Source organism: Enterobacter sp. KB-221C9, assembly GCF_041320715.1.
Taxonomy (GTDB): Bacteria; Pseudomonadota; Gammaproteobacteria; order Enterobacterales; family Enterobacteriaceae; genus Enterobacter; species Enterobacter asburiae_D.
In genome coordinates this window covers 29,052-55,550 of the sequence record NZ_JBGIWG010000015.1, presented here as the reverse complement: position 1 = coordinate 55,550, position 26,499 = coordinate 29,052, and the positions used below count along the sequence as shown (strand labels likewise).

At 55.9% G+C, this 26,499-nt stretch carries 29 protein-coding genes; 9 read left to right on the top strand and 20 right to left on the bottom strand.

The window, feature by feature from the left end; all coding sequences use genetic code 11:
* Positions 1-35: 35 nt before the first annotated feature.
* The 4 genes from gloA to eptA form a co-directional block, all read right to left on the bottom strand.
* Complete coding sequence (gene gloA, locus AB8846_RS19160) at positions 36-443, bottom strand: lactoylglutathione lyase (RefSeq protein ID WP_063142959.1); 408 nt, start codon at positions 441-443, stop codon at positions 36-38.
* Between the two features lie 100 nt (positions 444-543).
* The gene (locus tag AB8846_RS19155; RefSeq protein WP_370733407.1) at positions 544-1,641 is read right to left on the bottom strand and encodes an alkene reductase; all 1,098 of its coding nucleotides are present in this window, start codon (positions 1,639-1,641) and stop codon (positions 544-546) included.
* Positions 1,642-1,694: 53 nt separating this feature from the next.
* On the bottom strand, positions 1,695-2,294 hold the full coding sequence (locus AB8846_RS19150; RefSeq protein ID WP_370733406.1) for a TetR/AcrR family transcriptional regulator: 600 nt from the start codon (positions 2,292-2,294) through the stop codon (positions 1,695-1,697).
* A gap of 41 nt (positions 2,295-2,335) precedes the next feature.
* Positions 2,336-3,961: a phosphoethanolamine transferase EptA gene (gene eptA / locus AB8846_RS19145; RefSeq protein ID WP_370733405.1), complete on the bottom strand. Its 1,626-nt coding sequence runs from the start codon at positions 3,959-3,961 to the stop codon at positions 2,336-2,338.
* A 149-nt stretch (positions 3,962-4,110) separates the two neighbouring features.
* Between eptA and AB8846_RS19140 the strand changes: the two genes are divergently transcribed.
* The 3 genes from AB8846_RS19140 (at position 4,111) to sodC (ending at position 5,895) form a co-directional block, all read left to right on the top strand.
* Positions 4,111-4,350 carry a DUF1289 domain-containing protein gene (locus tag AB8846_RS19140; RefSeq protein WP_023335439.1) on the top strand — a complete coding sequence of 80 codons (240 nt, stop codon included), beginning with the start codon at positions 4,111-4,113 and terminating at the stop codon, positions 4,348-4,350.
* Between the two features lie 48 nt (positions 4,351-4,398).
* Positions 4,399-5,295, top strand: a complete 897-nt coding sequence (locus tag AB8846_RS19135) for an aldo/keto reductase family oxidoreductase (protein WP_032638255.1) — start codon at positions 4,399-4,401, stop codon at positions 5,293-5,295.
* An 81-nt stretch (positions 5,296-5,376) separates the two neighbouring features.
* The gene (gene sodC, locus AB8846_RS19130) at positions 5,377-5,895 is read left to right on the top strand and encodes a superoxide dismutase [Cu-Zn] SodC (RefSeq protein ID WP_370733404.1); all 519 of its coding nucleotides are present in this window, start codon (positions 5,377-5,379) and stop codon (positions 5,893-5,895) included.
* Here the strand turns inward: sodC and AB8846_RS19125 are convergent.
* Genes AB8846_RS19125 through AB8846_RS19115 form a run of 3 tightly spaced genes read right to left on the bottom strand, consistent with a single transcriptional unit; the run spans position 5,874 to position 9,006 of the window.
* Complete coding sequence (locus AB8846_RS19125) at positions 5,874-7,907, bottom strand: FUSC family protein (RefSeq protein ID WP_370733403.1); 2,034 nt, start codon at positions 7,905-7,907, stop codon at positions 5,874-5,876. The two genes, sodC and AB8846_RS19125, sit on opposite strands and share 22 nt — an antisense overlap.
* On the bottom strand, positions 7,907-8,767 hold the full coding sequence (locus AB8846_RS19120; protein WP_063142966.1) for an HlyD family secretion protein: 861 nt from the start codon (positions 8,765-8,767) through the stop codon (positions 7,907-7,909). The genes AB8846_RS19125 and AB8846_RS19120 overlap by 1 nt, the downstream gene beginning before the upstream one ends.
* A 2-nt stretch (positions 8,768-8,769) precedes the next feature.
* Positions 8,770-9,006: a DUF1656 domain-containing protein gene (locus AB8846_RS19115; RefSeq protein ID WP_023335444.1), complete on the bottom strand. Its 237-nt coding sequence runs from the start codon at positions 9,004-9,006 to the stop codon at positions 8,770-8,772.
* Between the two features lie 186 nt (positions 9,007-9,192).
* Here AB8846_RS19115 and slyA point away from each other — a divergent pair, with 186 nt between their 5' ends.
* Positions 9,193-9,633 (top strand): transcriptional regulator SlyA, encoded by a 441-nt coding sequence (slyA, locus tag AB8846_RS19110; protein ID WP_063142967.1) that lies wholly within the window; start codon positions 9,193-9,195, stop codon positions 9,631-9,633.
* A gap of 36 nt (positions 9,634-9,669) precedes the next feature.
* Here slyA and AB8846_RS19105 read toward each other — a convergent pair whose 3' ends face one another.
* On the bottom strand, positions 9,670-11,031 hold the full coding sequence (locus AB8846_RS19105; RefSeq protein WP_063142968.1) for a GGDEF domain-containing protein: 1,362 nt from the start codon (positions 11,029-11,031) through the stop codon (positions 9,670-9,672).
* A gap of 198 nt (positions 11,032-11,229) precedes the next feature.
* Positions 11,230-11,697, bottom strand: coding sequence for an outer membrane lipoprotein SlyB (gene slyB, locus AB8846_RS19100; RefSeq protein WP_063142969.1), 468 nt, complete (start codon positions 11,695-11,697; stop codon positions 11,230-11,232).
* Between the two features lie 255 nt (positions 11,698-11,952).
* Here slyB and anmK point away from each other — a divergent pair, with 255 nt between their 5' ends.
* The 5 genes from anmK (at position 11,953) to pdxY (ending at position 16,537) form a co-directional block, all read left to right on the top strand.
* Complete coding sequence (anmK, locus tag AB8846_RS19095; RefSeq protein ID WP_063142970.1) at positions 11,953-13,077, top strand: anhydro-N-acetylmuramic acid kinase; 1,125 nt, start codon at positions 11,953-11,955, stop codon at positions 13,075-13,077.
* A 93-nt stretch (positions 13,078-13,170) separates the two neighbouring features.
* Positions 13,171-13,494: a C-type lysozyme inhibitor gene (gene mliC / locus AB8846_RS19090; RefSeq protein WP_063142971.1), complete on the top strand. Its 324-nt coding sequence runs from the start codon at positions 13,171-13,173 to the stop codon at positions 13,492-13,494.
* A 57-nt stretch (positions 13,495-13,551) separates the two neighbouring features.
* A complete protein-coding gene (gene pdxH / locus AB8846_RS19085) occupies positions 13,552-14,208 on the top strand; it encodes a pyridoxamine 5'-phosphate oxidase (RefSeq protein WP_028017303.1) in 657 nt (218 codons plus the stop codon).
* Positions 14,209-14,333: 125 nt separating this feature from the next.
* Positions 14,334-15,608 carry a tyrosine--tRNA ligase gene (gene tyrS / locus AB8846_RS19080; RefSeq protein WP_121423496.1) on the top strand — a complete coding sequence of 425 codons (1,275 nt, stop codon included), beginning with the start codon at positions 14,334-14,336 and terminating at the stop codon, positions 15,606-15,608.
* A gap of 68 nt (positions 15,609-15,676) precedes the next feature.
* Positions 15,677-16,537: a pyridoxal kinase PdxY gene (gene pdxY, locus AB8846_RS19075; RefSeq protein WP_370733402.1), complete on the top strand. Its 861-nt coding sequence runs from the start codon at positions 15,677-15,679 to the stop codon at positions 16,535-16,537.
* Positions 16,538-16,597: 60 nt separating this feature from the next.
* Here the strand turns inward: pdxY and gstA are convergent, their stop codons facing one another.
* From gstA to ydgT, 11 genes are all read right to left on the bottom strand, one after another.
* On the bottom strand, positions 16,598-17,203 hold the full coding sequence (gstA, locus tag AB8846_RS19070) for a glutathione transferase GstA (protein WP_370733401.1): 606 nt from the start codon (positions 17,201-17,203) through the stop codon (positions 16,598-16,600).
* A 105-nt stretch (positions 17,204-17,308) separates the two neighbouring features.
* The gene (gene dtpA / locus AB8846_RS19065) at positions 17,309-18,817 is read right to left on the bottom strand and encodes a dipeptide/tripeptide permease DtpA (protein WP_370733400.1); all 1,509 of its coding nucleotides are present in this window, start codon (positions 18,815-18,817) and stop codon (positions 17,309-17,311) included.
* Positions 18,818-19,408: 591 nt separating this feature from the next.
* Entirely contained in the window at positions 19,409-20,044 is a 636-nt protein-coding gene (gene nth / locus AB8846_RS19060) for an endonuclease III (RefSeq protein WP_008500570.1), read from the bottom strand.
* A complete protein-coding gene (locus AB8846_RS19055) occupies positions 20,041-20,727 on the bottom strand; it encodes an electron transport complex subunit E (protein WP_331412476.1) in 687 nt (228 codons plus the stop codon). Before AB8846_RS19055 ends, nth begins: the two co-directional genes overlap by 4 nt.
* A gap of 2 nt (positions 20,728-20,729) precedes the next feature.
* On the bottom strand, positions 20,730-21,350 hold the full coding sequence (gene rsxG, locus AB8846_RS19050; protein WP_370733399.1) for an electron transport complex subunit RsxG: 621 nt from the start codon (positions 21,348-21,350) through the stop codon (positions 20,730-20,732).
* Positions 21,351-21,360: 10 nt separating this feature from the next.
* Complete coding sequence (gene rsxD, locus AB8846_RS19045; RefSeq protein ID WP_339277385.1) at positions 21,361-22,413, bottom strand: electron transport complex subunit RsxD; 1,053 nt, start codon at positions 22,411-22,413, stop codon at positions 21,361-21,363.
* Complete coding sequence (rsxC, locus tag AB8846_RS19040) at positions 22,414-24,435, bottom strand: electron transport complex subunit RsxC (protein WP_370733398.1); 2,022 nt, start codon at positions 24,433-24,435, stop codon at positions 22,414-22,416.
* The gene (rsxB, locus tag AB8846_RS19035; RefSeq protein ID WP_032657710.1) at positions 24,428-25,006 is read right to left on the bottom strand and encodes an electron transport complex subunit RsxB; all 579 of its coding nucleotides are present in this window, start codon (positions 25,004-25,006) and stop codon (positions 24,428-24,430) included. Before rsxB ends, rsxC begins: the two co-directional genes overlap by 8 nt.
* A complete protein-coding gene (gene rsxA / locus AB8846_RS19030) occupies positions 25,006-25,587 on the bottom strand; it encodes an electron transport complex subunit RsxA (protein WP_008500564.1) in 582 nt (193 codons plus the stop codon). Before rsxA ends, rsxB begins: the two co-directional genes overlap by 1 nt.
* 76 nt (positions 25,588-25,663) lie before the next feature.
* Complete coding sequence (locus tag AB8846_RS19025) at positions 25,664-26,104, bottom strand: DUF2569 domain-containing protein (protein ID WP_023335458.1); 441 nt, start codon at positions 26,102-26,104, stop codon at positions 25,664-25,666.
* Positions 26,105-26,190: 86 nt separating this feature from the next.
* Entirely contained in the window at positions 26,191-26,406 is a 216-nt protein-coding gene (ydgT, locus tag AB8846_RS19020; RefSeq protein ID WP_013096896.1) for a transcription modulator YdgT, read from the bottom strand.
* Positions 26,407-26,499 lie beyond the last annotated feature (93 nt).

Sequence of the window (26,499 nt, the reverse complement as noted above, 5' to 3'; positions counted from 1 at the left end):
AGTAAAACTACGGGCGCAAGTTGCGCCCTGAGGGATCAGTTGCCCAGACCGCGACCCGCGTCTTTGGCTTCAATCAGCTCGATTTTGTAACCGTCCGGATCTTCCACGAACGCAATCACGGTCGTGCCGCCTTTTACCGGGCCCGCTTCGCGCGTAACGTTACCGCCGCTGCTGCGAATGCGCTCACACGCTTCGGCCGCGTTGTCCACTTCCAGCGCGATGTGGCCGTAGGCAGTGCCCAGCTCATAGCTGTCTACGCCCCAGTTGTAGGTCAGCTCGATCACCGCTTCATCCGTTTCCGGGCCGTAACCCACGAACGCCAGCGAGTATTTGTATTCCGGGTTTTCGCTGGTGCGCAGCAGCTTCATGCCCAGTACGTTAGTGTAGAAATCAATGGAACGTTGCAGATCGCCAACGCGCAGCATGGTGTGAAGTAGGCGCATAATTTCCTCATTAACCAATGAAATAGACTGTCTTTTTGAACAGAAACGATGTTTTAGTATAGCGGCGAAGTATCGCCGCTATCAATGAACAACGGTGAGATTACAGAGAAGGGTAGTCGGTGTAGCCTTCCGCGCCGCCGCCGTAGAAGCTTTCCGGGCGCTGCGGGTTCAGGGCCGCTTTTTTCTGCAGGCGAGCAACCAGATCCGGGTTGGCGATGTAGTCACGGCCAAACGCGACGGCATCAATCAGCCCTTTGCCGATCAGGTCTTCGGCTTTCTCCGGGGTATAAGCCCCCGCACCGATGATCACCCCGTGGAAACGCTCGCGCACTTTCTGACGGAATGCGTCCGTGTAAGGCTGACCGCCAGCCCAGTCCGGCTCGGACATGTGCAGATAGGCGATGCCGCGTTTAGCCAGCTCTTCAATCAGGTACAGCGCGTCCGCTTCTTCGTTCGGACCGTTGTCGACGTTCTGGAAAGAACCGATTGGGGAGACGCGGATCCCGATACGGTCCGGGCTCCACTCCTGGCATACGGCGTCAACCACTTCCAGCACCAGGCGAGCGCGGTTTTCGACGCTGCCGCCGTACTGGTCGGTGCGATGGTTAGACGACGGTGACAGGAACTGGTGCAGCAGGTAGCCATGGGCGGAGTGCAGCTCAATCAGGTCAAAACCGGCTTCACGAGCGTTGGCCACGGCCTGGCGGAAGTCGTTCACGATACCCGGGATCTCGTCCAGCTCAAGCGCGCGCGGCATAGAGGTATCCACGCGGATCGCATTGCCGTTTTCATCACGCAGTGAAGTACGGGTATTGGCGCTCAGGGCTGAAGCGGAGACCGGTGCCTGGCCGCCGGGCTGAATGCTGCTGTGAGAGATACGACCGGTATGCCACAGCTGGACCGCAATGCGACCCTCTTCAGCGTGAACGTCCGCGGTGATTTTCTTCCACGCGGCGATCTGTTCCGGGCTGTGAAGACCTGGCGCACCCGCATAACCCTTAGCCTGAGCAGAAATCTGCGTGGCTTCCGTGATGATCAGGCCAGAGCTTGCGCGCTGACGATAGTATTCACCCATCAGTGGGGTTGGGATGTCACCCGGCTCAATGCTGCGCAGACGGGTAAGCGGAGCCATGAACACGCGGTTTGGCGCAGTGACGGCACCCACTTTTAAGGGGGTAAATAATTTTTCAGCTGACATAAAGACTCCTGAGTAGACCAGTCGACTAGTGATGAGGTAAATAAAAACGCCTGCTATACGCCAGGCGCAGTAATACTGTTTTTCACATGTGCCAGTGCGCTTTCCAGCGGCACGGCACTGCGCGAAATTTTTGCCTGCAGGTTTGCACCTAGCCAGAGCGCATATAACACCTGCGCCTGGGTTAGCGGCTCGCCGGAAAAGGCCAGCGTTTTTTCATCGCGGCCTTTCTCCAGCGCCTGGGCCAGCAGGGCGATAACGCCGCGGGCACCTTTATCCATCGCCGTGCGCATATCTTCAGAAAGATCGCACACTTCTGCAGACAGCTTAACGGTCAGGCAACCGCTGATAATGCCCTGCTGACAGAACTGGTTCAGCGTTTCCTGATAGTAGTTCAGAACACGATCCCGGAAGTTACCTTCACCCGATGCAAAGTGGGTCGCCAGACGCTGGTGGTAGCCAGCATAATGACGCTCCAGCATCGCCACGCCGAAGGCCTCTTTGGACCGAAAGTAGTGGTAAAACGATCCTTTCGGTACCTCAGCGGTTTTTAACAGCTCGCTCAACCCCATACCGGTAAACCCGCGATGCATGCAAAGTTGCTCGCCGGTCGCCAGTAAATGTTCGCGGGTATCGTGTTCAGTATTTCTGCTCATGGCCGCACTCTAATAGACCGTTCGGTCTAATGCAAGCCAGTTTACTGACGACATGCGCTCAGGATATCCAGCTGCTGTTGATAAACCGTTGATTTCACGTCCATCATACCCAGCACGGTCGAGAACAAATTGTCCTGAGAAACCGCATTTTTTGCTGCATGGTCACGCAAACACTGCTCGTTGACGCCAAAGTTTTTCGCGTAATCCGGTGACAGCCAAAACATAAACGGAATATGCGTTTGCTGCTCCGGTGCCAGCATGTACGGCGTACCGTGCAGATAAATACCGCTTTCACCCAGCGATTCACCGTGATCTGAGAGATAAATCAGCGCGGTGTTCATGCTCGCCTGACGCGCTTTCAGCGCATCAATGGTTTTGCTGACCATGCTGTCGGTATAGAGGATCGTGTTGTCATAGGTATTGATCAGCGCCTGATGATCGCAATTCTGTATTTCGTTGGTGTCGCAGGTTGGGGTGAATTTACGGAAGTTGTCCGGGTAACGGCGATAGTACGCCGGACCGTGGCTCCCCATCAGGTGGATAACCAGCACCGTGTCTTGCTTCACGCCATCCAGCACGTTGTCCAGACGGTAGAAATTCACGTCGTCAATGCAGGATTTGTCTTTGCAGAACTGATCCAGATTCCACTGCGTCATGTCGGTATGAGGGATGCGATCGCAGGCACCTTTACAGCCGCCGTCGTTGTCGCGCCACAGCAGGTTGATACCCGCATGCTTGAGCACGTCAAGCAGTCCTTCGCGATGGTGAGCCAGGTCGGCATCGTATTTGCTGCGCGTCATGCCGGAGAACATGCAGGGAACGGAAACCGCGGTTTCAGTCCCACACGAGGAGGCCTGCGGGAAGTTAATCACATCCTGCTTTTTCAGCTCCGGGTTTGTTTCGCGCCCGTAACCGTTCAGGGAGTAGTTTGACGCGCGCGAGGCTTCGCCGACGACAAGCACCAGAACGGTTTTCTTTTGTTGACCGGTAATCAGTGGCCCTTTATGGGCATCTTCACCAATGCGCACCAGCGTTTGATCGCCGGCAAACCAGCGCATTTTGCTGTACTTCACCACGGCGCTGACATAATTCGCCGGGGTGACCATTTTGACGATGCTTTTGTTATTGCGGAACAGCGACGCGTAGTCTTTATAAAACAGCGCGGCAATCAGGATAATCACCAGCAGGGCGCCGAGCATCGCGGCAACCCGCGTCAGCAGGGCATACCACCATTTCCCGGTACGAATGCGGGTCAACGCCACCACCACGGAAGGCACGAGGCCGGCAATGACAATCCACAGGATCATCTGCGGGGTCACCAGGGCGGTCGCTTCCTGAGAGTTGGTTTCGAACACGTTCACAATCATGTTCTGATCGATCACCGCGCCATAGGTGTACATAAAGTAGGTTGCCGCAGCGCATCCAATCGTCAATACAATCAGCAGAGGCTTACGGAGATACGGGATATTAAGCAGGCTAAAAACAATCACCCAGCCGCAGAACAGCACCAGCGGTACGGACGCGGCAAAGAGGATGTCGTGCAGATGGGCAGGGGCGATAATGGCCCAGCTGCGCTGGATAAACAGCCCGTTAAGCAGAGTAAAGAAGAGTGCACAGCCCAGAGTAAATTTAATGTCGTTACATTGTAACTTTTTGATTAACCACATCGATCGGTGAACCTGTCATTGTCATGATGGGCCGAGTATAGAGACGGAAGATTAGTGAAACCTTAATGCCATAAATCTGTGATATAGGCCTTGCACGCGGCGCGTTTAGCGTCTTCACTGTAGATGAGAGTGGCTATCGGGAGGTGAGTGTGGCAGAGCAGCTGGAGTTTTTCCCCATCCAGAGCCCGTGCCGGGGTATTTGTCAGGTCGATGAACGCGGATATTGCCGCGGGTGCATGCGTACCCGTGACGAGCGTTTTAACTGGCAAAACTTTAGCGACACGCAGAAGCAGGAGGTGCTACGCCTCTGCCGACAGCGTTTTCTGCGCAAAATACGCGCAAACAAAGCCGGTGAGACCGAAGAACCGCAGCAACCTTCACTTTTTTAACACGGTAATTGCGTATACTCATGACATTACGTCCTTGAGGAAAATGTTATGGTTCAGCGAATTACCCTTGCCCCCCAGGGGCCAGAATTCTCCCGTTTTGTCATGGGCTACTGGCGCCTGATGGACTGGAATATGTCCCCCCTCCAGCTGGCGAGCTTTATTGAAGAGCACCTCGATTTAGGCATCACCACGGTCGATCATGCGGATATTTACGGTGGCTACCAGTGCGAGGCCGCGTTCGGCGAGGCGCTCAAGCTGGTTCCGGCGCTCCGCGATCGCATGGAGATCGTCACGAAGTGTGGGATTGCCACCACGGCAAAACCTGAACACGCTCTCGGTCATTACATCACCGACAGCGCGCATATCATCAAGAGCGCCGAGCAGTCGCTGGTCAATCTGGCAACCGATCGTATTGACCTGCTGTTAATCCACCGCCCCGACCCGCTGATGGATGCCGATGAGGTGGCGGAAGCCTTCCTGAACCTGCACCAGAGTGGGAAAGTGCGTCACTTTGGCGTGTCTAACTTTACCCCGGCACAGTTTGCGCTGCTTCAGTCTCGTCTGCCGTTTACCCTGGCCACTAACCAGGTTGAGATCTCCCCGGTACACCAGCCGCTGCTGCTGGACGGTACCCTCGATCAACTGCAGCAGCTGCGCATTCGCCCAATGGCCTGGTCGTGCCTGGGGGGAGGACGTCTGTTCAATGATGATGAATTCCAGCCGCTGCGCAACGAGCTTGAAACCATCGCCCGCGAGCTGAACGCCGAGAGCATAGAGCAGGTGGTTTACGCGTGGATCCTGCGCCTGCCGTCAAAACCGCTGCCGATTATCGGTTCCGGCAAAATTGAACGCGTGCGGTCTGCGCTGGCAGCTGAAGAGCTGCAGATGACCCGTCAGCAGTGGTTCCGCATCCGCAAGGCCGCGCTGGGTTACGACGTACCATAAACCGCCTGAAGGTGACTTTCCGGTGAAATCTTTGCCCCTGGTATACACTTAAGGGGCAAAAAATAACCCGCGGAGGTCATTATGAAGCGTTTTGCTCTGGCACTGGTCACGCTGGCTGTTTGCGCAGGGGCGCAGGCAGCCAGCGACGAAGTGGAAATGAATCTCGTCACCTCACAGGGTGTGGGTCAGTCCATCGGAACGGTGAAAATCACGGAAACCGATAAAGGACTGGAGTTTGCCCCCAACCTCAAAGCCCTCCCTCCCGGTGAACATGGTTTCCATGTTCACGCCAAAGGCAGCTGTCAGCCCGCGTTAAAAGAGGGCAAACCGTCGGCGGCGGAAGCGGCAGGGGGTCACCTCGATCCGCAGCATTCCGGCAAGCATGAAGGCCCGGATGGCATGGGGCATTTAGGCGATCTGCCTGTGCTGGTGGTGAACAACGACGGTAAAGCCACCGATCCCGTTGTTGCACCGCGGCTGAAAAAGCTGGATGAGGTGAAAGGCAAAGCGCTGATGATTCATGTCGGCGGCGACAATATGTCCGATCGGCCTAAACCGCTCGGTGGCGGCGGGGCACGCTATGCGTGCGGCGTGATCTGATCCCCAATCGTTCCCGGCGGCGGTGCCTGTTCCAGCTGTGATAGCGAGCAGTGCAGGCGCCAGATTATCGAGGCCAAATCGCGGGCTGCGGGCAGATGATGCCGTGCCAGCGTATCGCAGATCCTCTGCAGTTCATTCAGCGTGGTTTCCAGCGGCCGCTGCTGGACGCCGCGCTCGCTCATCACATCGCGCAGCAGGGAGATGCAAACATCACGAACCTGCGACAGCGGATCGGAACGCGTTTCCCACGCGCGAAGCTGCCAGACCACGTGCGAGCAGTTCAATAGCACCACGCCCCAGCGCAGCAGCCAGCGCCGCGACAGCGCGTCCTGGCTGTTATTCAGCTGGCTGACGTGGTGATATACCAGCGATTCATACTCGTTTTCACCCAGATACGGTTTACGGCTGAGCTGGTCGACAAACCCTCTGCGTAACTCCCGAATATGCCTGCGGCTCTTGCGGGCATCGGAGCCGGGACGCAGCACCGCGAAAGCCAGCCACGCCAGCCCCACGCCCAGGATCTTCGCCAGGTTGTCATTGAGAAAGTCGGCGTAATCGTAAACCGGGGGATTCGTCACGGAGATAAACGAGCCCATAAAGACAATCAGCTGTCCCCAGAGGCCCGCCAGTTTGGGCATTTGCAGCTTCAGAAGCTGCATGGTGGTCAACAGGGGAAACAGAAACAGCAGGAACTGCCACAGTTCGCTTATCTGCACCATCAGGCCAAACTTCACCACGAAGCTGAACAGCGACAGCAGCACCAGCGTGCGCAGCAGGAGCGTAAGCGAATTGAACGGCGAGGCCGCGACGGAGTAAAGCACGCAGCTGATGGCGGCAAGCGTCAGGGCCGCCGTGCCGGACTCCCACTGCGTGGTAATGCTCCATGCCCCTACCAGCATCAGCGCGCAGAAGGTGCGAAAACCGCTCCACAGCGCTTCCAGGTAGTCAGTATGGCGTGCGAGTGCCGGGCTGCCGGGGACGTTGAACTCCGTTAACGGGGTCGCATTTTCGACGGACGCGATCCAGCGGCTGCTGCGCAGGTACAGCCGACAAAAGTAATTCAGGCGCTGCCAGAAGGCGCGATGGCGATAGTCGTGCTCATCAATCGGGGCGAGCGGGGCGATAATCCGCGCCACGGTATAAATGTCCGCATCCGGGCGCGCAAGGGCCGCGAGTAGTGCTTCAATCACGGCACGGGTGTTTTCAGGCGGCGTCGGCCAGTTGAGCAGCATCCGGCGCAGGCTGGAGATGGCACTGGTCATGCGCAGCTGCTGGTGCAGCAAATAGTTAAGCAGGGTGTTCTGACGGCGAAAGCGGTAGTGGCTCCAGAACGCCTGAATGCGCAACAGATTCATGGTCAGGATCTGTCCGATAACCTTTTCATGCGCGAGGCGGATGTCATCGCTGGTATCCGGTTGCCACAGCAGGCTCGCGTGCTCCAGCAATCGGGTATGCATGGTTCTCAGGGCGGTGATGAGCGCGGTGCCGTCGGACGTGCTGGGAAGGATCATCATCATAAAGCCGCCGCTGAGGATCCCGACAATCACCTCGCAGACGCGCGCCTGCGCGATATCCCACAGCTCGGTGGTGTCGAGCACGTTAACCACCGGAAAGGCGATAATGGCGGCGGTATACCCCGCCAGCTGGAACGCGTAGGCGACGTTATTGGTAAAATGGGCGCAGGCCCAGGTACAGCATCCCAGCCATGCCGCCATGCTCAGAAGGAACAGCCACGGATCGTTCAGCGTATGGCCCGCAATAATTAACGCCGCGGTGGCGCCGAGCAGGCTGCCTGCGATACGGCCAAGGCTTTTACTGATCACCCCGCCGACCGTTGGGAAACTGACCACCGCTGCAGACGTCATCGCCCAGTAGGGTTCATCCAGGTTCAGGTAATAGGCGACGGTCAGCGCAAGGCACATGGCAATGCCGTTACGCAGCGCGTAGCGCCACTGGGGACGCGTCGCTTTCATCCACGGCGTGTTGTGCCAGGTGAGCCCCTGCAGCTTCATTAGCGGGTTCCGATGGAGACGGTGCAGGTGGTGCCGGATACCAGGGTAATGTCCTCCGGCAAACGGTCAAACTCTACGCGAACCGGAACGCGCTGGGCCAGGCGCACCCAGGGAACGTTCGGCTTAATGTCCGGCACCAGCCCTGAATCCGTTTCAACGCTTTGATCGTAAATGGCCCGGCCAATGCTGGATACGTGACCCTGTAACTTTTGCGAGCCGCTGTAAAGCGTAATCGCGGCTGGCGATCCCTCGCGAATATGCCGAAGCTTGGTCTCTTCGAAATAGCCCACCACGTAGAAGGAGTGGCTGTCGACGAGGGCAAAAACCGGCTGGCCGGTGGTGGCGTAGTTACCCACGCGGGCGGAGAGGTTGGTCACCCATCCATCGACCGGTGCCGTAATCACGGTTTGGGTCAGTTGCCACTGCGCCTGCTTAAGCGTCGCCTCTGCCACGTTGACGCTCGCCTGCATGGCCTTAACGTTAATATTCGCGGTGTCTAAATCTTCCGCTGAGATGTAGTTTTGCGACAGGTGGCGGCGGCGGTTGGCCTCGTTGTTGGCCTTTGCCAGGTCAGACTGGGCTTTCGCCAGCTGTGCCTGGGCGTTCAGAATCGCAATGTGGTATGGGGTGTCGTCGATTCGGAATAAAACATCACCCTTTTTGACGAACTGGTTATCCTTAACCAACAGCGTCGTGATACTTCCCGACACCTGAGGGGTAATGCTGACCTGTTCAGCACGAACTTTGCCGTCACGCGTCCAGGGCGACTGCATATAAAAATTCCACATCCACCAGCCCGCAACCAGCGCGAGGGCAAGGACAAACAGGGTGGAAAAGTATTTTAGCGTTTTCAGGGACATATTCACCACGCAGTCAAAACGGCAAGGCCCAGGCTTACGGAGAGGGCAAACAGGGAAAGATCCATCAGCATGGGGTGCCAGATTTCGCCGGAGTACATCCAGTCGCGAAGCAGACGATGCGCGATGAGCCAGAGTATAAAGCCCACCAGAACGGCCTTAAACAGGGGAGGAAAGTAGACTGACGCACCGAAGATCAGGTCCTGAAGGGGTAAACCCTCTGAGCGATGAAAAAACGTCACGGGCAGAAATCCTTTGCAGTGAACAGAATGCCGCGTTGGCTTGTCTTAGTATGATGAAGCATCACGATTCAGTGTAAGTCATACTTTTAAGTTCGATGAATGCAGTATTGCATTTGTTTTGGCAATACAAATGCTGCACACTATTCTAAAATCAGTATAATAACTTAGCAAGCTAATTATAAGGAGATGAAATTGGAATCGCCATTAGGTTCTGATCTGGCAAGGTTGGTACGCGTCTGGCGTGCTCTGATTGACCATCGCCTGAAACCTCTGGAACTCACACAGACGCATTGGGTCACGCTGCACAACATTCATCAGCTGCCGCCCGATCAGTCGCAAATTCAACTGGCAAAAGCGATAGGGATTGAGCAACCGTCGCTGGTGCGCACGCTTGACCAGCTGGAAGAGAAGGGGTTGATCTCGCGGCAAACCTGCGCCAGCGATCGTCGTGCGAAACGGATTAAACTCACCGAGAAAGCGGCGCCTATCATCACGGAAATGGAAGCCGTGATCGCCAAGACGCGCGGTGAAATCCTGTCAGGCGTTTCACCGGCGGAGCTGGAAATGCTCATCAGCCTCATTGGGCGCCTCGAGCAAAACATCCATGAGCTGCAGTCGCGAGACTGACAAACAACAAGGCCTTGCAGCAGCAAGGCCTTTTTTTTACTTAAAGACGACCACACGGTTACGGCCCGTCTCCTTCGCTTCATACATCGCCTTGTCGGCACTTTCCACGCACACTTCTGCGGTTATCGTCGGTGACGTCGCGGTGAACACCCCCATGCTGATGGTGATCGGCTCCGGTAACTGACCGTCGCTGCTAGTCTTATCAAAGCTGCTCAGATGTAACCGTATGCGTTCAGCCACATGGTACGCCGCGTCTGATGAGGTATTGGTCAGCATCAGAACAAACTCCTCGCCGCCGATGCGGGCCGCGATATCCTGCGGGCGCACGGAATCCATCAGCAGGTTGGCGACAAACTGCAGGACTTTGTCGCCCTGAAGATGCCCGTAGGTGTCGTTGATACGCTTGAAGCGATCGAGATCGCTGACGATGACGGAAACAGGGCGGCCGGGGTTGGCGATATCCAGTGCCTGCTTTAATGATTCATAAAAATAACTGCGGTTATACAGGCGCGTGAGCGGGTCGCGAATCGAGTTCTGGTAAGACTGCTGGTATTTAACGTGCGAGTCGCGATACAGCCTGAAGACATCGTAGAGCAAAACAAAAATGAGCAGCAGCGTGGCGACGGTTTCAAATAAGCGGGCGCGATACCAGGAGATATCTTCGGCATGTCCACCCACCAAAAGCATTGAGAGCGTGACGATATAGCAGACGCACAAAAAATTACCGCCCACCCAGAATAAATTGCGTACGCGCGTAATAAACATCAGCGCTGCTAATGTCACTACCCACAGGGCAATTAATGAAACATTAATGAACTGGCTCCAGAGAACCATAAACTGACGGGTTTCATTATCAACCAGGTCAATTGATAAGAGTGGTGAATGACTGGAATAGATCCAGGCTAATCCCACCGCACAGGCCGTAAAGAGAAATTCGCCGCTCACAATCGCGATATGTGCCAATCGGGAAAGGGGATAATTGCGCGTGGTATAAAGTATTGCCGCAACGATGATGAGCACCGCCATTAAAAGATGGCGAAACATATAGTAGATCATCGCATCGTTGTAGTTCACGACGTTGAACTGATAGAGGTCCAGCCAGGCGGGAAAGCTGGACAGCGTTCCGACCATCAGCAATGCCGACCCGGCAAAGGCAAAGGCGATTGCCACCAGATACAGCCGTTTTCTGTCACACCAGTATTTCATCGTCATGAAACAGGCAATAAACAGGTGGAACACCAGCAGAAAAATGGTGAGCGTAGGGAATAAAAGCGGTGAAAAGGAAGGTACCCATTCAACGAGTTTTAAAAACAGAGTTTGTAATATCCCGATGACAGCAATGCAACCGAGGCAGAACGCGATATAACGACTCTTTAGTGAACGACGATTCGCAAGCATATACGTTTTTAACGACTTTATAATGAATTAAGGTGGGGTATTGCGAAGAGTCTAATCAATTAGCGCGCTAAATACTTTGCGCGGAAACAATATATGACGTGGTTAATAATTGATTGGGTGAATATAATTTGTAAATATATTTGTGAGGGTGATGTATATTGTAAATGGATGTGGCCCGATGGCCACATCCATTTTTAATTAACGTGGGGAAACGGTCACCTGACGTCCGTTGCTTGCCAGAACAACGCGCTGGCCTGCAGAGAAGCGGGTGTTGCCTTGTTTCTGTACAACCATGATAGTGCTGCCGTCGTCTTTACGGATTTCCAGCTCTACGCCCTGGGTTTTGTTCATTGCACCCTGAACGCCCTGGCCGGCTACGCCACCTGCAACGGCGCCTGCGGCCGTTGCCAGCGAGCGACCTGTACCGCCACCGACGGTATTACCGAGGAAACCACCCAGAACGGCACCGCCGATTGCACCCATTACGTTGCTTTCATCACCGCCCTGGATCTGTACAGGACGTGCGTTAACAACGGTACCGTAAGTCACGTTCTGAACCTGTTTCGCTTCAGAAGCGCTGTAAACGTCGCCAGAAAGTGAACTGTCATTCACACAGCCAGCCAGAGTTAAACCAATCAGCGAAACGCCCAGTACACGTAAAATCATTTGAATCTCCTGTTCACCAAAAACGCCCGATTGGGGGCATCCGTTATGGCTAAATTATATGGCATAAGGAGCCATAGTTCATATCTTTGCACTAACAATAAGAAAATTGTACTTGAATTTGACTTAACGAGACATAAACAGGGACCGCCTGCGTTACCCGCCTGACATTGTTAAAAAATATTATTGCCGGATGGCAAAGCTGCGCCGTTTATGGTTGAGTGGATATCCTTAGCCCACGCAACGTAAGGAAAGCGCATGAAATCGGGTCGCTACATTGGTGTGATGTCAGGCACCAGTCTGGATGGGGTAGATGTCGTTCTGGCCGCCATTGACGAAAACATGGTGGCACAGCAGGCGAGCCTGACCTGGCCAATCCCCATTTCACTGAAAGAGGATATTCTGAGTATCTGTCAGGGGCAGCAGCTGACCCTTTCCCAGCTTGGACAGCTTGATGTTCGCCTGGGGGCGCTGTTTGCGGATGCGGTACAGGCTTTGATGCAAAAAGAACATCTTCGCCCGCAGGACGTGGTGGCCATCGGCTGTCACGGACAAACTGTCTGGCATGAGCCCGGCGGAGATGCCCCGCACACTCTGCAAATCGGCGATAACAACCAGATTGTGGCGAAGACGGGCGTGACGGTGGTTGGCGATTTCCGTCGTCGCGATATCGCCCTTGGCGGGCAGGGCGCGCCGCTGGTACCCGCGTTCCATCAGGCGTTACTGGCGCACCCAACAGAGCGGCGGATGGTGCTCAACATTGGTGGGATTGCCAACCTGTCGATGCTCATCCCGGGGCAGCCCGTCCGCGGCTACGATACCGGCCCAGGCAATATGTTAATGGATGCCTGGATCTGGCGTCAGTGCGGTCAACCGTATGATAAAAACGCGGAGTGGGCGAGCGAGGGGAAAGTGATTCTTCCGCTGCTGCAGTCGATGCTAAGCGATCCTTATTTTGCCCTTCCGGCCCCTAAGAGCACGGGGCGTGAATACTTCAATTTAGGCTGGCTTGAGCGTCAGCTGGTGCCATTCCCGGCGCTCGCGCCGCAGGATGTCCAGGCGACGCTTGCCGAGCTGACGGCCGTGTCGATCTCCGAACAGGTTCTGCTCAGCGGCGGATGCGAACGCCTGCTGGTGTGCGGCGGCGGAAGCCGCAACCCGCTGGTGATGGCGCGTCTTGCAGGTCTACTACCGGGTACCGAAGTGACCACGACCGATGAGGCTGGCATCAGCGGTGATGATATGGAGGCGCTGGCCTTCGCCTGGCTCGCTTGGCGCACCGTTGCCGGACTGCCGGGCAACCTGCCGTCGGTAACCGGTGCTCGTGAGGCGAGCGTCCTCGGGGCGATTTTCCCGGCAAATCCTCGTCATAATCAGAGTTAACTGAAATTCAGCGCGGCGTGTCGTCGTTAGAATGGAACGAAACAGGAGGGCAGCTATGCCCTCCAGGACCAGGAAAGTCTTCGGAATACGCCCATGAAAAAACTTCTTCTTATTGCCGCGCCTTTATTGCTGTCAGGATGCAGCGTCTATAACCAGCTCCTTGACCGCATGCAGACCGATACGCTGGAGTATCGCTGCGACGAAAAACCGCTGACCGTGAAGCTGAATAACCCACGCCAGGAAGCCAGCTTTGTTTACGACAATAAACTGCTGACGCTGAAGCAGGGCATGTCGGCCTCCGGCGCACGCTATACCGACGGTATTTACGTCTTCTGGTCGAAAGGCGACAGCGCCACGGTCTACAAACGCGACCGCATCGTGCTGAACAATTGCCAGCTTGAAAACCCGAAGCGTTGAGATTTTTACAGGGGCGGCGCACAATAGCGCCACCCACTCTCAATGTCAGCTAACGCCATGTCAGATAACGACGAACTGCAGCAAATTGCGCATCTGCGCCGTGAATACACCAAAGGCGGCCTGCGTCGCCAGGATCTTCCCGCTGAACCCCTCGTGCTTTTTGAACGCTGGCTGAAACAGGCCTGCGAAGCGAAACTTGCCGACCCAACGGCCATGGTGGTCGCGACGGTTGATGAGAACGGTCAACCGTATCAGCGCATCGTTTTGCTCAAGCATTATGACGAGAAAGGCCTGGTGTTCTATACCAACCTTGGCAGCCGCAAAGCGCACCATTTGGAAAACAATCCGCGTATCAGCCTGCTGTTCCCCTGGCACATGCTGGAACGTCAGGTGATGGTCACCGGCAAGGCGGAACGTCTTTCGACGCTGGAAGTGGTGAAGTATTTCCACAGCCGTCCGCGTGACAGCCAGATTGGCGCCTGGGTATCAAAACAGTCCAGCCGAATTTCTGCCCGCGGCGTGCTGGAAAGTAAATTCCTGGAGCTGAAACAGAAGTTCCAGCAGGGTGAAATTCCCCTGCCAAGCTTCTGGGGCGGTTTCCGTATCCCGATTGAGCAGATGGAGTTCTGGCAGGGGGGCGAACATCGCCTGCACGACCGCTTTTTATACCAGCGCGACAATGGCGGCTGGAAAATCGACAGACTGGCACCGTAATCCCCGAAATTTGTTGATTTAAGCGCTAGCGCACACCGCGCTTGCGCTTTATTCTATGGTCCTTTCGCATCAGGCGAAAAGTCGTGTACCGGCAAAGGTGCAGTCGTTTATACATGGAGAATTTGATGGCAAGCAGTAACTTGATTAAACAATTGCAAGAGCGGGGCCTCGTGGCCCAGGTGACGGACGAGGAAGCGTTAGCAGAGCGACTGGCGCAAGGCCCGATCGCGCTCTATTGCGGCTTCGACCCCACCGCTGACAGCTTGCATTTGGGGCATCTTGTTCCATTGTTATGCCTGAAACGCTTCCAGATGGCGGGCCATAAGCCTGTTGCCCTGGTGGGCGGCGCGACCGGTCTGATTGGTGACCCAAGCTTTAAAGCCGCTGAGCGTAAACTGAATACCGAAGATACCGTGCAGGAGTGGGTGGATAAGATCCGCAAACAGGTTGCACCGTTCCTCGACTTCAACTGTGGTGATAACGCCGCCATTGCCGCGAACAACTACGACTGGTTTGGTGGCATGAACGTGCTGACCTTCCTGCGTGATATCGGCAAGCACTTCTCTGTTAACCAGATGATTAACAAAGAGGCCGTGAAGCAGCGTCTGAACCGCGACGACCAGGGTATCTCCTTTACCGAGTTCTCCTACAACCTGCTGCAGGGTTATGACTTTGCCTGCCTGAACAAACTGCATGGCGTTTCCCTGCAGATTGGCGGTTCCGATCAGTGGGGTAACATCACCTCCGGTATCGACCTGACCCGTCGCCTGCACCAGAATCAGGTCTTCGGTCTGACCGTTCCGCTGATCACCAAGGCCGACGGCACCAAATTTGGTAAAACCGAAGGCGGCGCGGTGTGGCTCGATCCGAAGAAAACCAGCCCGTACAAATTCTACCAGTTCTGGATCAACACGGCGGATGCCGATGTTTACCGCTTCCTGAAGTTCTTCACCTTTATGGACATTGAAGAGATCAACGCGCTGGAAGAAGAAGACAAGAACAGCGGTAAAGCGCCGCGCGCTCAGTACGTGCTGGCGGACGAAGTGACCAAACTGGTTCACGGTGAAGAAGGTCTGGCCGCGGCAAAACGCATTACCGCAAGCCTGTTCAACGGTACCCTGAGCGATCTGAGCGAAGCGGACTTCGAACAGCTGGCGCAGGACGGCGTGCCGATGGTTGAGATGGAGAAAGGGGCTGACCTGATGCAGGCGCTGGTGGACTCTGAGCTCCAGCCTTCCCGCGGTCAGGCGCGTAAAACCATCGCGTCCAACGCTATCACCATCAACGGTGAGAAACAGGCCGACCCGGAATACACCTTCGTTGACGGTGACCGTCTGTATGGTCGCTACACGCTGCTGCGTCGCGGCAAGAAGAACTACTGCCTTGTCTGCTGGAAGTAATTAACAGTCTCCAGGGGGCGTGGGAAACCACGCCCCTTTTTGTTTTTTCAGGGTTTGGTAAGAAAAAAATGAAGAACATCCTCGCCATTCAGTCCCACGTTGTTTTTGGACACGCTGGTAATAGCGCTGCGGAATTCCCGATGCGTCGCCTCGGCGTCAACGTCTGGCCCCTTAATACCGTGCAGTTCTCTAACCACACGCAATACGGCAAATGGACCGGCTGCGTGATGCCGCCTTCGCACCTCACCGAGGTTGTGCAGGGTATTGCCGATATCGACCAGCTCAAACGCTGTGACGCCGTGCTGAGCGGTTACCTCGGCTCAGCGGAGCAGGGGGAGCATATCCTCGGCATCGTGCGCCAGGTGAAAGCCGCAAACCCGTCGGCAAAATACTTCTGCGACCCCGTCATGGGCCATCCGGAGAAAGGCTGCATCGTGGCGCCCGGCGTTGCAGAGTTTCACGTCCGCCACGCGCTGCCCGCCAGCGATATCATTGCGCCAAACCTGGTCGAACTCGAAATTCTCTGCGAGCGTCCGGTTAACAGCGTAGAAGAGGCGGTAAGCGCGTCTCGTGAACTGATCGCTCAGGGGCCTGAAGTTGTGCTGGTAAAACACCTTGCGCGCGCAGGGCTGAGCCAGGACCGTTTTGAGATGCTTCTGGTGACGAAAGATGACGCCTGGCATATCAGCCGTCCGCTGGTGGATTTTGGCCACCGCCAGCCGGTTGGGGTAGGGGATGTCACCAGCGGTCTGCTGTTGGTGAAATTACTGCAAGGGGCGACGATACGTGACGCGCTGGAGCACGTTACCGCGGCGGTGTACGAAATCATGATTGCGACGAAAGAGATGCAGGAATATGAACTGCAGGTGGTTGCGGCACAGGATCGTATCGCGAAGCCGGAGCACTATTTCAGCGCAACCCGGTTATAACCGGCCAAAACGTGTAGGCCGGGTAAGCGTCAGCGCCACCCGGCAACACAAGCCGCTCGGTTAATTCAAACCTTCCGCTTTCAGCGCCGCAGCCACCGCAGGGCGCTCTGCCACGCGTTTCATATACGATGCGATATGGTCTAACCCTTCCAGGTTCAGCTTAACCGCGCGCGCCCAGCGCAGCACGGTGAACAGGTACGCATCGGCTATCGTAAAGCGCGAACCCGCAATCCACTGATCGTCTTTCAGCGATGCGTTAACGTACTGCAGCTTTTTCTCAAGAAGCGCGCGCAGGGTCGGTTTGAACTCCTCTGGCGTATCCGGGCGGAACAGCGGCGTAAACCCTTTGTGCAGCTCGGTCGCAATGTAGTTCAGCCATTCCAGCGTTTTATAGCGAGAAATGGTACTGACCGGTGCCAGCAGATGGCGATCGGGTACGCTATCGGCCAGGAACTGCATAATCGCCACGCCTTCGGTCAGCAGAGTACCGTCATCCAGCAGGAGCGCCGGAACTTGTCCTTTCGGGTTGATGGCAAGAAAATCATCACCGTTTTCCAGACGTTTTTTCATCAGATCAACGCTATCCAGCGTAAAATCTTTGCCGCTCTCGCGCAGGGTGATATGGGAAGCAAGAGAGCACGCGCCCGGTTTGTAGAACAGTTTCATCGGTAACTCCTTTTTGCTGAGGTTCCAGCTATGTTAGTGCCCAAACGGATAAAAAAAAAGCCGCTAATGCATTAGCGGCTTCTGGTCAGTCGTTTCTCACGGAAATCACGCGGTAGCGGTGTTGGTCGCTTTAGCGGTCTTGTCGTCGTCCTGAGTCATACGGTTCAGTTTCGGTGCGGTCAGCAGCATCAGAACCGCAATAACCGCAGTCGCGATACCAATCTGCATGAACACGGTGCCGTACACGTTCAGGGAAAGCAGTGGGTCAGTCACGTTTTCCGGAACCGCCATCAGGTTAGCAATCTTACCTGCAATGATTGCCGCACCCGCAGTGGTCAGGAACCAGCTACCCATAATGAAGCCCATCAGACGCTGCGGCACCAGCTGTGCAACCATTGCCAGGCCCAGACCGGAGATCATCAGTTCGCCGATAGACTGCAGCGCGTAGCTCAGGATCAGCCAGTTAACGGACACGATACCGGCGTCGGTGGCAAATTTGGTACCCAGCGGCAGCACCAGGAAGGCGCAAGAACACAGCACCATGCCCACGGCGAACTTGTGCGGCATTGGCAGACGGTCGCCCATCTTGTTATAGATAGCGGCCAGAATCGGGGAACCAATCATGATCCAGAACGGGTTCAGAGCCTGGAACTGCTCAGGTTCGAACGCGATACCGAGGATTGAATGTTCAACGTTACGGATAGCGAAGAAGTTCAGGGAAGTTGGCATCTGGCTGTACAGCACGAAGAAGATAATCGCTTCCAGCATCAGAATGAACGCCACAATCATCTTACGACGGGCAGCCCCCTGCATGGCGAATGCTTCTTTCGCAAAGATAATCACGATACCCAGCGCAACCACGCCCAGAACGGCACGTGCGATACCCTGGTTGTGCAGCAGCCAGGTGGCGATTGCCGCGAGGACAACAACGCCCACGATGGTGGCCAGCAGTTTGCCCATGTGCACTGGCTCGAAGTCAGGTTTTGAACCGTAGTCTTTAACCCAGCTGCGGCAGAACAGGAAGTTCACCACGGTGATCAGCATACCCACGAAGCTCAGCGCAAACGCCACGCTCCAGCCGAATTTCGCCGCGAGCCATGGGGTTGCCAGCATCGAGAAGAACGAACCGATGTTGATGGACATGTAGTACATGGTAAATGCACCGTCCAGGCGCGGATCGTCTTTGTTGTAGCAGGTAGAAAGCAGGGAGGACGGGTTCGCTTTGAACAGACCGTTACCGACGGCAATCGTCGCCATACCCATATACACGACAGCGGCATCATGCCCTGACCATGCAACCAGACCATAGCCAACCGCCAGAACAATGGCGCCCAGCATGATGACACGTTTCGTTCCGAGAACTTTATCACCCAGCCAGCCGCCAATAGCGACCAGACCGTACACCAGAGCACTGAAGGAGGAGAACAGCGTGATGGAATCGGCTTCGGACATACCCAGCTGTTTTACCAGGTAAACCGCCATGATCCCTTGCAGGCCGTAATAACCAAAACGCTCCCATAACTCGATAGAGAAGATGAGATAGAACGCTTTAGGCTGTTTAAAAGCGTTAAGACTCACGCTTTCATCTGTTGGTTTATTGTTTGCAGTAGACACATATACCTCTTTTTTTACATCCCATATTAACGGGGGTGTTCATAGCGTGATGGCCGTAGCCCATACGCCTTATAGTTATATTGGGAGGAGAAACGGCGGGTAATGTTCACTATCCTGTCCCATCTGGCAATACGTTTGTAATAATCTGTTACATATATCTGGGGTGGTATAATCGTCGGTTCATATAAATGTTATTCAGCGTTAAATTTCATACCATGAGCAAAGGTAGTTTTTTCGACTGGCAATAACCCTCCCTGACGGGCTTTTGGCGATATGTTCTGCTATTTGCCGCTTCATGCAGTGATATAGCCCATATTCTGAAAAATAGCTGGTCTTATCTTCGGCAAGATAAGAGGAGTATCTTGTCAGACAAAGGGTTTAGGCGGATTTTGACAACAAAAACTCAACATGAAGTTATCAGGGTGATCGCGATCACAGATATATAGAAATTTTTGGCTATAAAAAAAGTATTAACCTGTTTGAGCGTTAAACAGCCGAACAAGTGACAGGTCAGAGGAAGCGAAAGACGGACAAATAACGGCCAAAAGAAGAACGTTCGATAGCCCTTCTTTTGACATGGGATTGCGACGATCAGGGATATACTTTTTCTTTGTATTCGCAGAGATCTTCAATAATGCAGGAGCCGCAGCGAGGCTTACGGGCAATACAGGTATAACGGCCGTGCAGAATCAGCCAGTGATGGCAATCAACCTTAAATTCGGCTGGAACCACTTTTAGCAGCTTCTCTTCGACCTGCTCGACGTTTTTCCCCGGCGCGAAGTTAGTCCGGTTAGACACGCGAAATATATGCGTATCCACGGCGATAGTGGGCCAGCCAAACGCGGTGTTGAGCACCACGTTCGCGGTTTTACGCCCCACGCCCGGTAAGGCCTCCAGCGCGGCGCGGTCCTCCGGCACTTCGCCTCCGTGCTGTTCCAGCAGGATCCGGCAGGTTTTAATGACGTTCTCAGCTTTGCTGTTAAACAGGCCGATGGTTTTGATATAGGACTTCACGCCTTCCACGCCCAGCTCCAGCATGGCTTTCGGCGTATTGGCGACCGGATAGAGCAGGGCAGTGGCTTTATTGACGCTCACATCGGTAGCCTGCGCGGAGAGCAACACGGCGATCAGCAGCTCAAACGGGGAGGTAAAATTCAGCTCCGTCGTCGGGTGCGGGTTCTCGTCCCGCAGACGGGTCAGGATCGCAATGCGCTTTTCTTTATTCATGAAGCCTTCTCGGGTGTCCCTTCCATAACGCTACGCTCAGCCGCGCGGCGCTTACGTTTCTCATCAATCAGGTATTTTATCGCCAGCATCATGCCAAGGCCAATAAATGCGCCAGGCGGCAGCATCGCCAGCAGGAATGGCGTATCGGTGTGGAACACTTCAACGCGTAGCGCTTTGGCCCAGCCGCCGAGCAGCGCATCTGCGCCGTCAAACAGCGTACCGTTTCCGAGGATCTCGCGCAGCGAGCCCAGCACGAACATGGCGCACGTGGCACCCATGCCAATGGAAAATCCATCCAGCGCCGACATGGCGGGGCTGTTTTTCACCGCGAAGGCTTCCGCCCGCCCGACGACGATACAGTTGGTGACGATAAGGGGAATAAAGATCCCGAGCGACTGGTACAGGCCGAACGCGTAGGCGTTAATCAGCATCTGGACGATACTGACCACCGACGCAATGATCATGACGTAAATCGGAATACGAATTTCCGACGGCGTCCAGCGGCGCAGGGCGGAGATGGAGAGGTTGGTCAGGGTCAGCACCAGCGTGGTTGCCAGACCCAGACCGAGCGCGTTGGTGGCGGTGGACGTTACCGCCAGCAGTGGGCACATTCCCAGAAGCTGTACCAGCGCGGAGTTGTTCTTCCACAACCCCTGGACAATAACCTCTTTAACCTGGCTCATGATTACTCCCCACAGGCCGGAAGATTGTTGATTTGCGCGGGCAGCGTTTCAGCATACAGCCCGGCTCGTTTTACGGCGTTCACCACGGCGCGCGGCGTGATGGTCGCGCCGGTGAACTGGTCGAACTCGCCGCCGTCTTTCTTCACCGCAAACGCGGTGTCACCTTCGCCATGGATAACTTTACCGGCGAAGTGCAAAATCCAGTCGCTCAGCCGGGTTTCAATTTTATCGCCAAGACCCGGCGTCTCATGGTGTTCCGTCACGCGTGTGCCCAGTATCGTGCCGGTGAAATCGCTGCCGACAAGTAGTTGAATGGCGCCGGAATAGCCGTCGGGCGCCGTCGCTTCCATCACTGTACCTACCGGTTTATCCCCTTTGCGGGCGATAAAGACACGGTGCGCGCCTTTCCCAAGCTGCGGCGCGTCTACCACAAAGCAGCTTTTTTGCAGGTCATTATCGTAGAAATCTGACGGGATCACCTGATCGAAGAGCGCCTTTTGCTGCTTTGAAGCCTGCTCTTCGATGGTCGTTTTGGTCAGCGCATTAACCAGTGCCGTCAGCCCCGTCAGGACCGCGGCGAAGACAGCCAGCGTAACGCCGTGTTTTTGCATCGTTTTTAACATGGCGAAACCCTTAGCGATGGCCGTACACGCGCGGGCGCGTGTAATAGTCGATGAGCGGAACGGTAATGTTGGCAAGCAGGACGGCAAACGCCACGCCGTCCGGGTAACCGCCAAAGCTGCGGATGAGCCATACCAGCAGGCCCGCCAGCGCGCCGAAGATCAGGCGGCCGCGGTTAGTCGTTGACGCCGTAACCGGATCCGTCAGGATAAAGAAGGCACCTAGCATGGTCGCACCGGAGAGCAAATGCATCTGCGGGCTGGCCAGGGATTCAGGAGAGAAGACCCATCCCAGCGTCGCGCAAACCGCCAGCGTCACGAGGAAGCTGACCGGAATATGCCAGCGAATGGCTTTCTGCTGCAGCAGGAACAGGCCGCCCAGCAGATACGCCAGGTTGACCCACTGCCAGCCCGCGCCCGCCAGCACGCCGCTGTAGATCGCGGATTTCATGATCTGCTCAACGCTGTGCCCGGCATGCAGGGATGTTTTAAAGGTATCGAGAGGCGTCGCCTGGCTGATACCGTCCACGCCCATGCGCAGCGCGTTCATATCAGCGCCGAGCGCCGTCTGGCCGGTAAAGATAACGTGCAGGGCATCCATAAAGCCCGGAACCGTGGCGGCAATCTCGTGCGGCGGGAGCCAGCTGGTCATCTGCACCGGGAAGGAGATCAGCAGCACCACGTAGCCAATCATCGCCGGGTTAAACGGGTTATGGCCCAGGCCACCATACAGCTGTTTGGCAATAATCACGGCGAAAACGGTCCCGAGAACCACCATCCACCACGGTGCAAACGGCGGGATACTGATGGCCAGCAGCAGGCCGGTCAGCAGCGCGGAGTTGTCGGCAAGAATGCGGGAGACAGCCGCCTTGCGCAGCTTAAGCACAAGGGCTTCCGCCGCCAGGGCGCTGGCACAGCCCAGGATTATCTGGAACAGGGTTCCCCAGCCGAAAAACCAGCACTGAACGGCAATGCCCGGCAGCGCCGCCAGGCAGACCAGCATCATGATGCGCGATGTCTGGCGCTGATTGTGGGTGTAAGGGGAGCTTGCGATTCTGAAAACCATTTAATCCTCGTTAACTGCTTGCTGTGCGGCTTTCTTCGCCTGAACGCGCGCAATGGCGGCGGCAACGGCGGCCTTGCGCGGGTCATCGTTGGCGGCCTGCGGTTGCTCTTCCTGCTGCGCCGCCTTACGGGCTTTGGCGCGGGCAATGGCCGCTTCGACGGCGGCTTTGCGCGGGTCGACCGGTGCTTCGGGTTCTGCCGCAGGGGCCTGCTGCGCTGCTTTGCGCGCTTTGGCGCGGGCAATCGCCGCTTCAACGGCCGCTTTGCGTGGATCGACCGCATCCTGCTCGACGACCACGCTTTGCTCACCGGCTTTGCGGGCTTTGGCCCGGGCTATTGCTGCCTCAACGGCGGCTTTACGCGGGTCGACCTCAGCATCAGCCTGGACCGTTTGCGCTTTTTCAGCCTGACGGGCGCGCGCTGCGGCCTTACGTGCTTCACGCGCGGCGATGGCTTCGCTGTTATCAGGTTTCTCACCCGCCGGGATCACCACAGGCTGTGCCGCGGTCGCTTTTTTCTCACGAACGCGCGCCAGCGCGGCGTTAATGGCATCCTGATCTTTTTCGGCAGGCTGAACGGCGGCCTGCTTATGGCGTTCCTGACGGGCGACTTTTTCGCGTTCCAGTCGCGCCTGGCGCGCTTCGAAGCGCGCTTTGGCTTCCGCAGCGCGTTTTTCTTCCATTGAGATGGCATAAATCTCAGCCTTCTCCTGGCGGAAATACTGCACCAGCGGGATGTTGCTCGGGCAGACCCAGGCGCAGGCGCCGCATTCGATGCAGTCGGCCAGGTTATGGGCTTTTGCCTTGTCGTGCAGCTGGCCTTTGCTGTACCAGTACAGCTGCTGCGGCAGCAGGTCCGCCGGGCAGGCATCGGCGCAGGCGCTACAGCGGATGCAGCCTTTCTCTTCCTGCTCTTCGCCCATCTCGGTCGGGGAAGGTGCGAGCAGACAGTTGGTGATTTTCACTACCGGAACGTCCAGCCACGGCAGGGTAAAGCCCATCAGCGGGCCGCCCATGATCACCATCTGGTCGCTGCCCGGGCAAAACTCAGCCTGCTCCAGCAGATGACGCACCGGCGTACCCAGACGCGCCCAGACGTTGCCCGGACGAGAAATCGATTCCCCGGTCAGCGTCACCACGCGCTCGGTTAACGGTTCGCCGTCAATCACCGCGCGCTTCACGGCATACGCGGTGCCGACGTTTTGCATCAGCACGCCGATATCCGAAGAGCGTCCGCCGTGCGGGACCTGCTTGCCGGTGAGAATTTGCGTCAGCTGTTTTGCGCCGCCAGAAGGGTACTTGGTCGGGATAACGCGCAGGCTAATATCGTGACTGCCCGCCAGCACGGCGCGCAGCATGGAAATAGCCTGCGGTTTATTGTCTTCGATACCAATCAGCACTTCCCGCGGCTGCAGAATGTGCGCAAGAATGCGGATGCCTTCCACCACCTGGGCGGCACAGTCCTGCATCAGACGATCGTCGGCGGTGATATACGGCTCGCACTCGGCGGCGTTGATAATCAACGTCTGAATGTTATCGCCACCGCCGCGCAGCTTGACGCCGGTCGGGAAGCCCGCGCCACCCAGCCCGGCGACGCCGAACTGATGAATTCGCTCGATAAGCGCTTCGCGGCTGTGGGCGCGGTAATCGCTCCAGCCGTCACGGTCAATCCAGCGGTCTTCGCCGTCGGCTTCAATAATAACGCTCAGTTCTGAGAGCGCGGACGGATGCGCCACCGTATGCGGGGCAATGGCGACCACCTTACCCGAGGTTGGCGCGTGGACCGGCAGCATGCGTCCGCGACCAAAGGTCAGCGGCTGGCCGCGAAGAACCGTATCGCCTTCTTTCACGCACAGCTCACCCTCAGCGCCAATATGCTGCTTGAGCGGCATAACGTAACGCGTCGCCAGCGGAATTTGACGCAGCGGCGTGCCGTTGGACTGGGTTTTCATTTCCGGTGGATGAATACCGCCGTCAAAGTCCCAGATCTTCTCTTTTCTGAAAGCAGAAAATAACTTAAGCATGTTGTTCCACAGGAATATTGCGAACCGGAATGGTTTGAAGATCCCACTTCCAGCTTTCGGTAGTCGTTTCAACCGGGCGCAACTCGATACATTGCGTCGGGCAGGGGGCCACGCAGAGGTTACAGCCGGTGCAGAGGTCCGCCACGACGGTGTGCATAGCGCGGGTTGCGCCCACAATGGCATCAACCGGGCAGGCCTGAATACATTTGGTGCAGCCGATGCAGTTTGCCTCGTCGATCACGGCCAGGGCTCGGACCGGCTCCTGCACGTCCGCATCGCCGTCAACGGGCTGCGGATCAACGTTAAGCAGGGTCGCGATTTTCAGCATCACCGCTTCGCCGCCGGGGGCGCAGCGGTTAATTTTTTCACCCTGAATCCCAACCGCTTCGGCATAGGGGCGGCAGCCGGGGTAGCCACACTGCCCGCACTGGCTTTGCGGCAGAAGCTCATCAATTTTCTCAACAACAGGATCGTCCTCTACCGCGAAACGGCGGGAGGCGTAACCCAGGATAAGGCCAAACACCAACCCCAGAACGCTGATAGAGGCGATGGCAATCCAGATAGCATTCATTACAACTTCACCAGACCACTAAAGCCCATAAAGGCCAGAGACATTAAACCTGCGGTCACCAGCGCAATCGCGTTACCGCGGAAGGGCGCAGGAATATCCGCTGCTGCCAGGCGCTCGCGAATGGAGGCGAACAGCACCATGACCAGGGAGAAACCGACTGCCGCAGAAAAACCATACAGCGCCGACTGCATAAAGTTATGGCCAAGGTTGATGTTCAGCAGCGCTACGCCGAGAACGGCGCAGTTGGTGGTGATCAGCGGCAGGAAGATACCCAGCAGGCGATAAAGCGCCGGGCTGGTTTTGCGCACCACCATTTCGGTAAATTGCACCACCACCGCGATAACCAGAATAAAGGCCAGCGTACGAAGATAGGTTAACCCCAGCGGGATGAGGATCCAGGTATCGATCCACCACGCGCAGATGGACGCCAGCGTCATCACGAAGGTCGTCGCCAGCCCCATACCCATTGCCGTTTCCAGCTTTTTGGAAACGCCCATAAACGGGCACAGGCCAAGGAACTTCACCAGAACGAAGTTGTTAACCAGCACGGTGCCGACAAAGAGCAGTAAGTAATCGGTCATTATTTAGCCTGAAATAAAAAAGCCGCCTATTATCGGACAAACCAACGCAGGCGACAACAGGTTATCTGTAGGGTTATTACGGGTTCACGAAGGTGTTTTTCACCCGCGTCGAACGTTTGAAATAGGGCACCAGCAGCGCCGCGGCCAGCAGTGGGAAAAGCAGCTGACGAACGGCCAGAGCGTCTGAAACGGGCGAAAAAGCAAAGGCTTTCACCGCCAGCAGGACCGAAATCAGCAGCCAGATGATGTAATGCTTCGGCACACTCTTGCGGCGCTTAAAGAAGGCAATGGTCAGCCACAGCGTGTAGTACCACATTCCAATTGCGAAAACGAACGACACAAACCACATCGCAATATTCAGCACGCTTTGCGACATCAGGGTCTGGATGGCGTGAGGGGTAACCAGTGCGGTGGTATACAGCAGCAGCGCAAGTGATGCGCTTAATAAGGCAACCAGCAGCCATGCCAGTGGGGCGATTAACCAGCCTCCAATGCGTTCTCCAGGCGTTGCGGTCATGAACTCTCCCATAATCTGCGCGAAATGTTGTACAGCCAGTTTGCAGGGCGGAGAGTATATAACATTTCGCGCGGATGGCTACTTTCTTATAAAACGTAACGCCACACGGACTTAGGCACTTCACCGACGTTGAACAAACGACCACCGGAAACCAGCTCCGCACGGCGATGATCGGCGGCGCGATACATATTAATGATGTCCTGATTATCCGACAGGGTGTAGTTCAGATGGTCAAACAGTTTTTCCAGGCTCTCAAGCGAATTGATCTTGCGAAATTTTAATAAATAGTCCTGAACTGTCATATTAATAAGTTTCCATATAAAAGTGAGTAATACCAGTTAAGGTAATTCGTTCGAATAATAAACGGATTAATAAAGACGTAAACAGCCCACTCA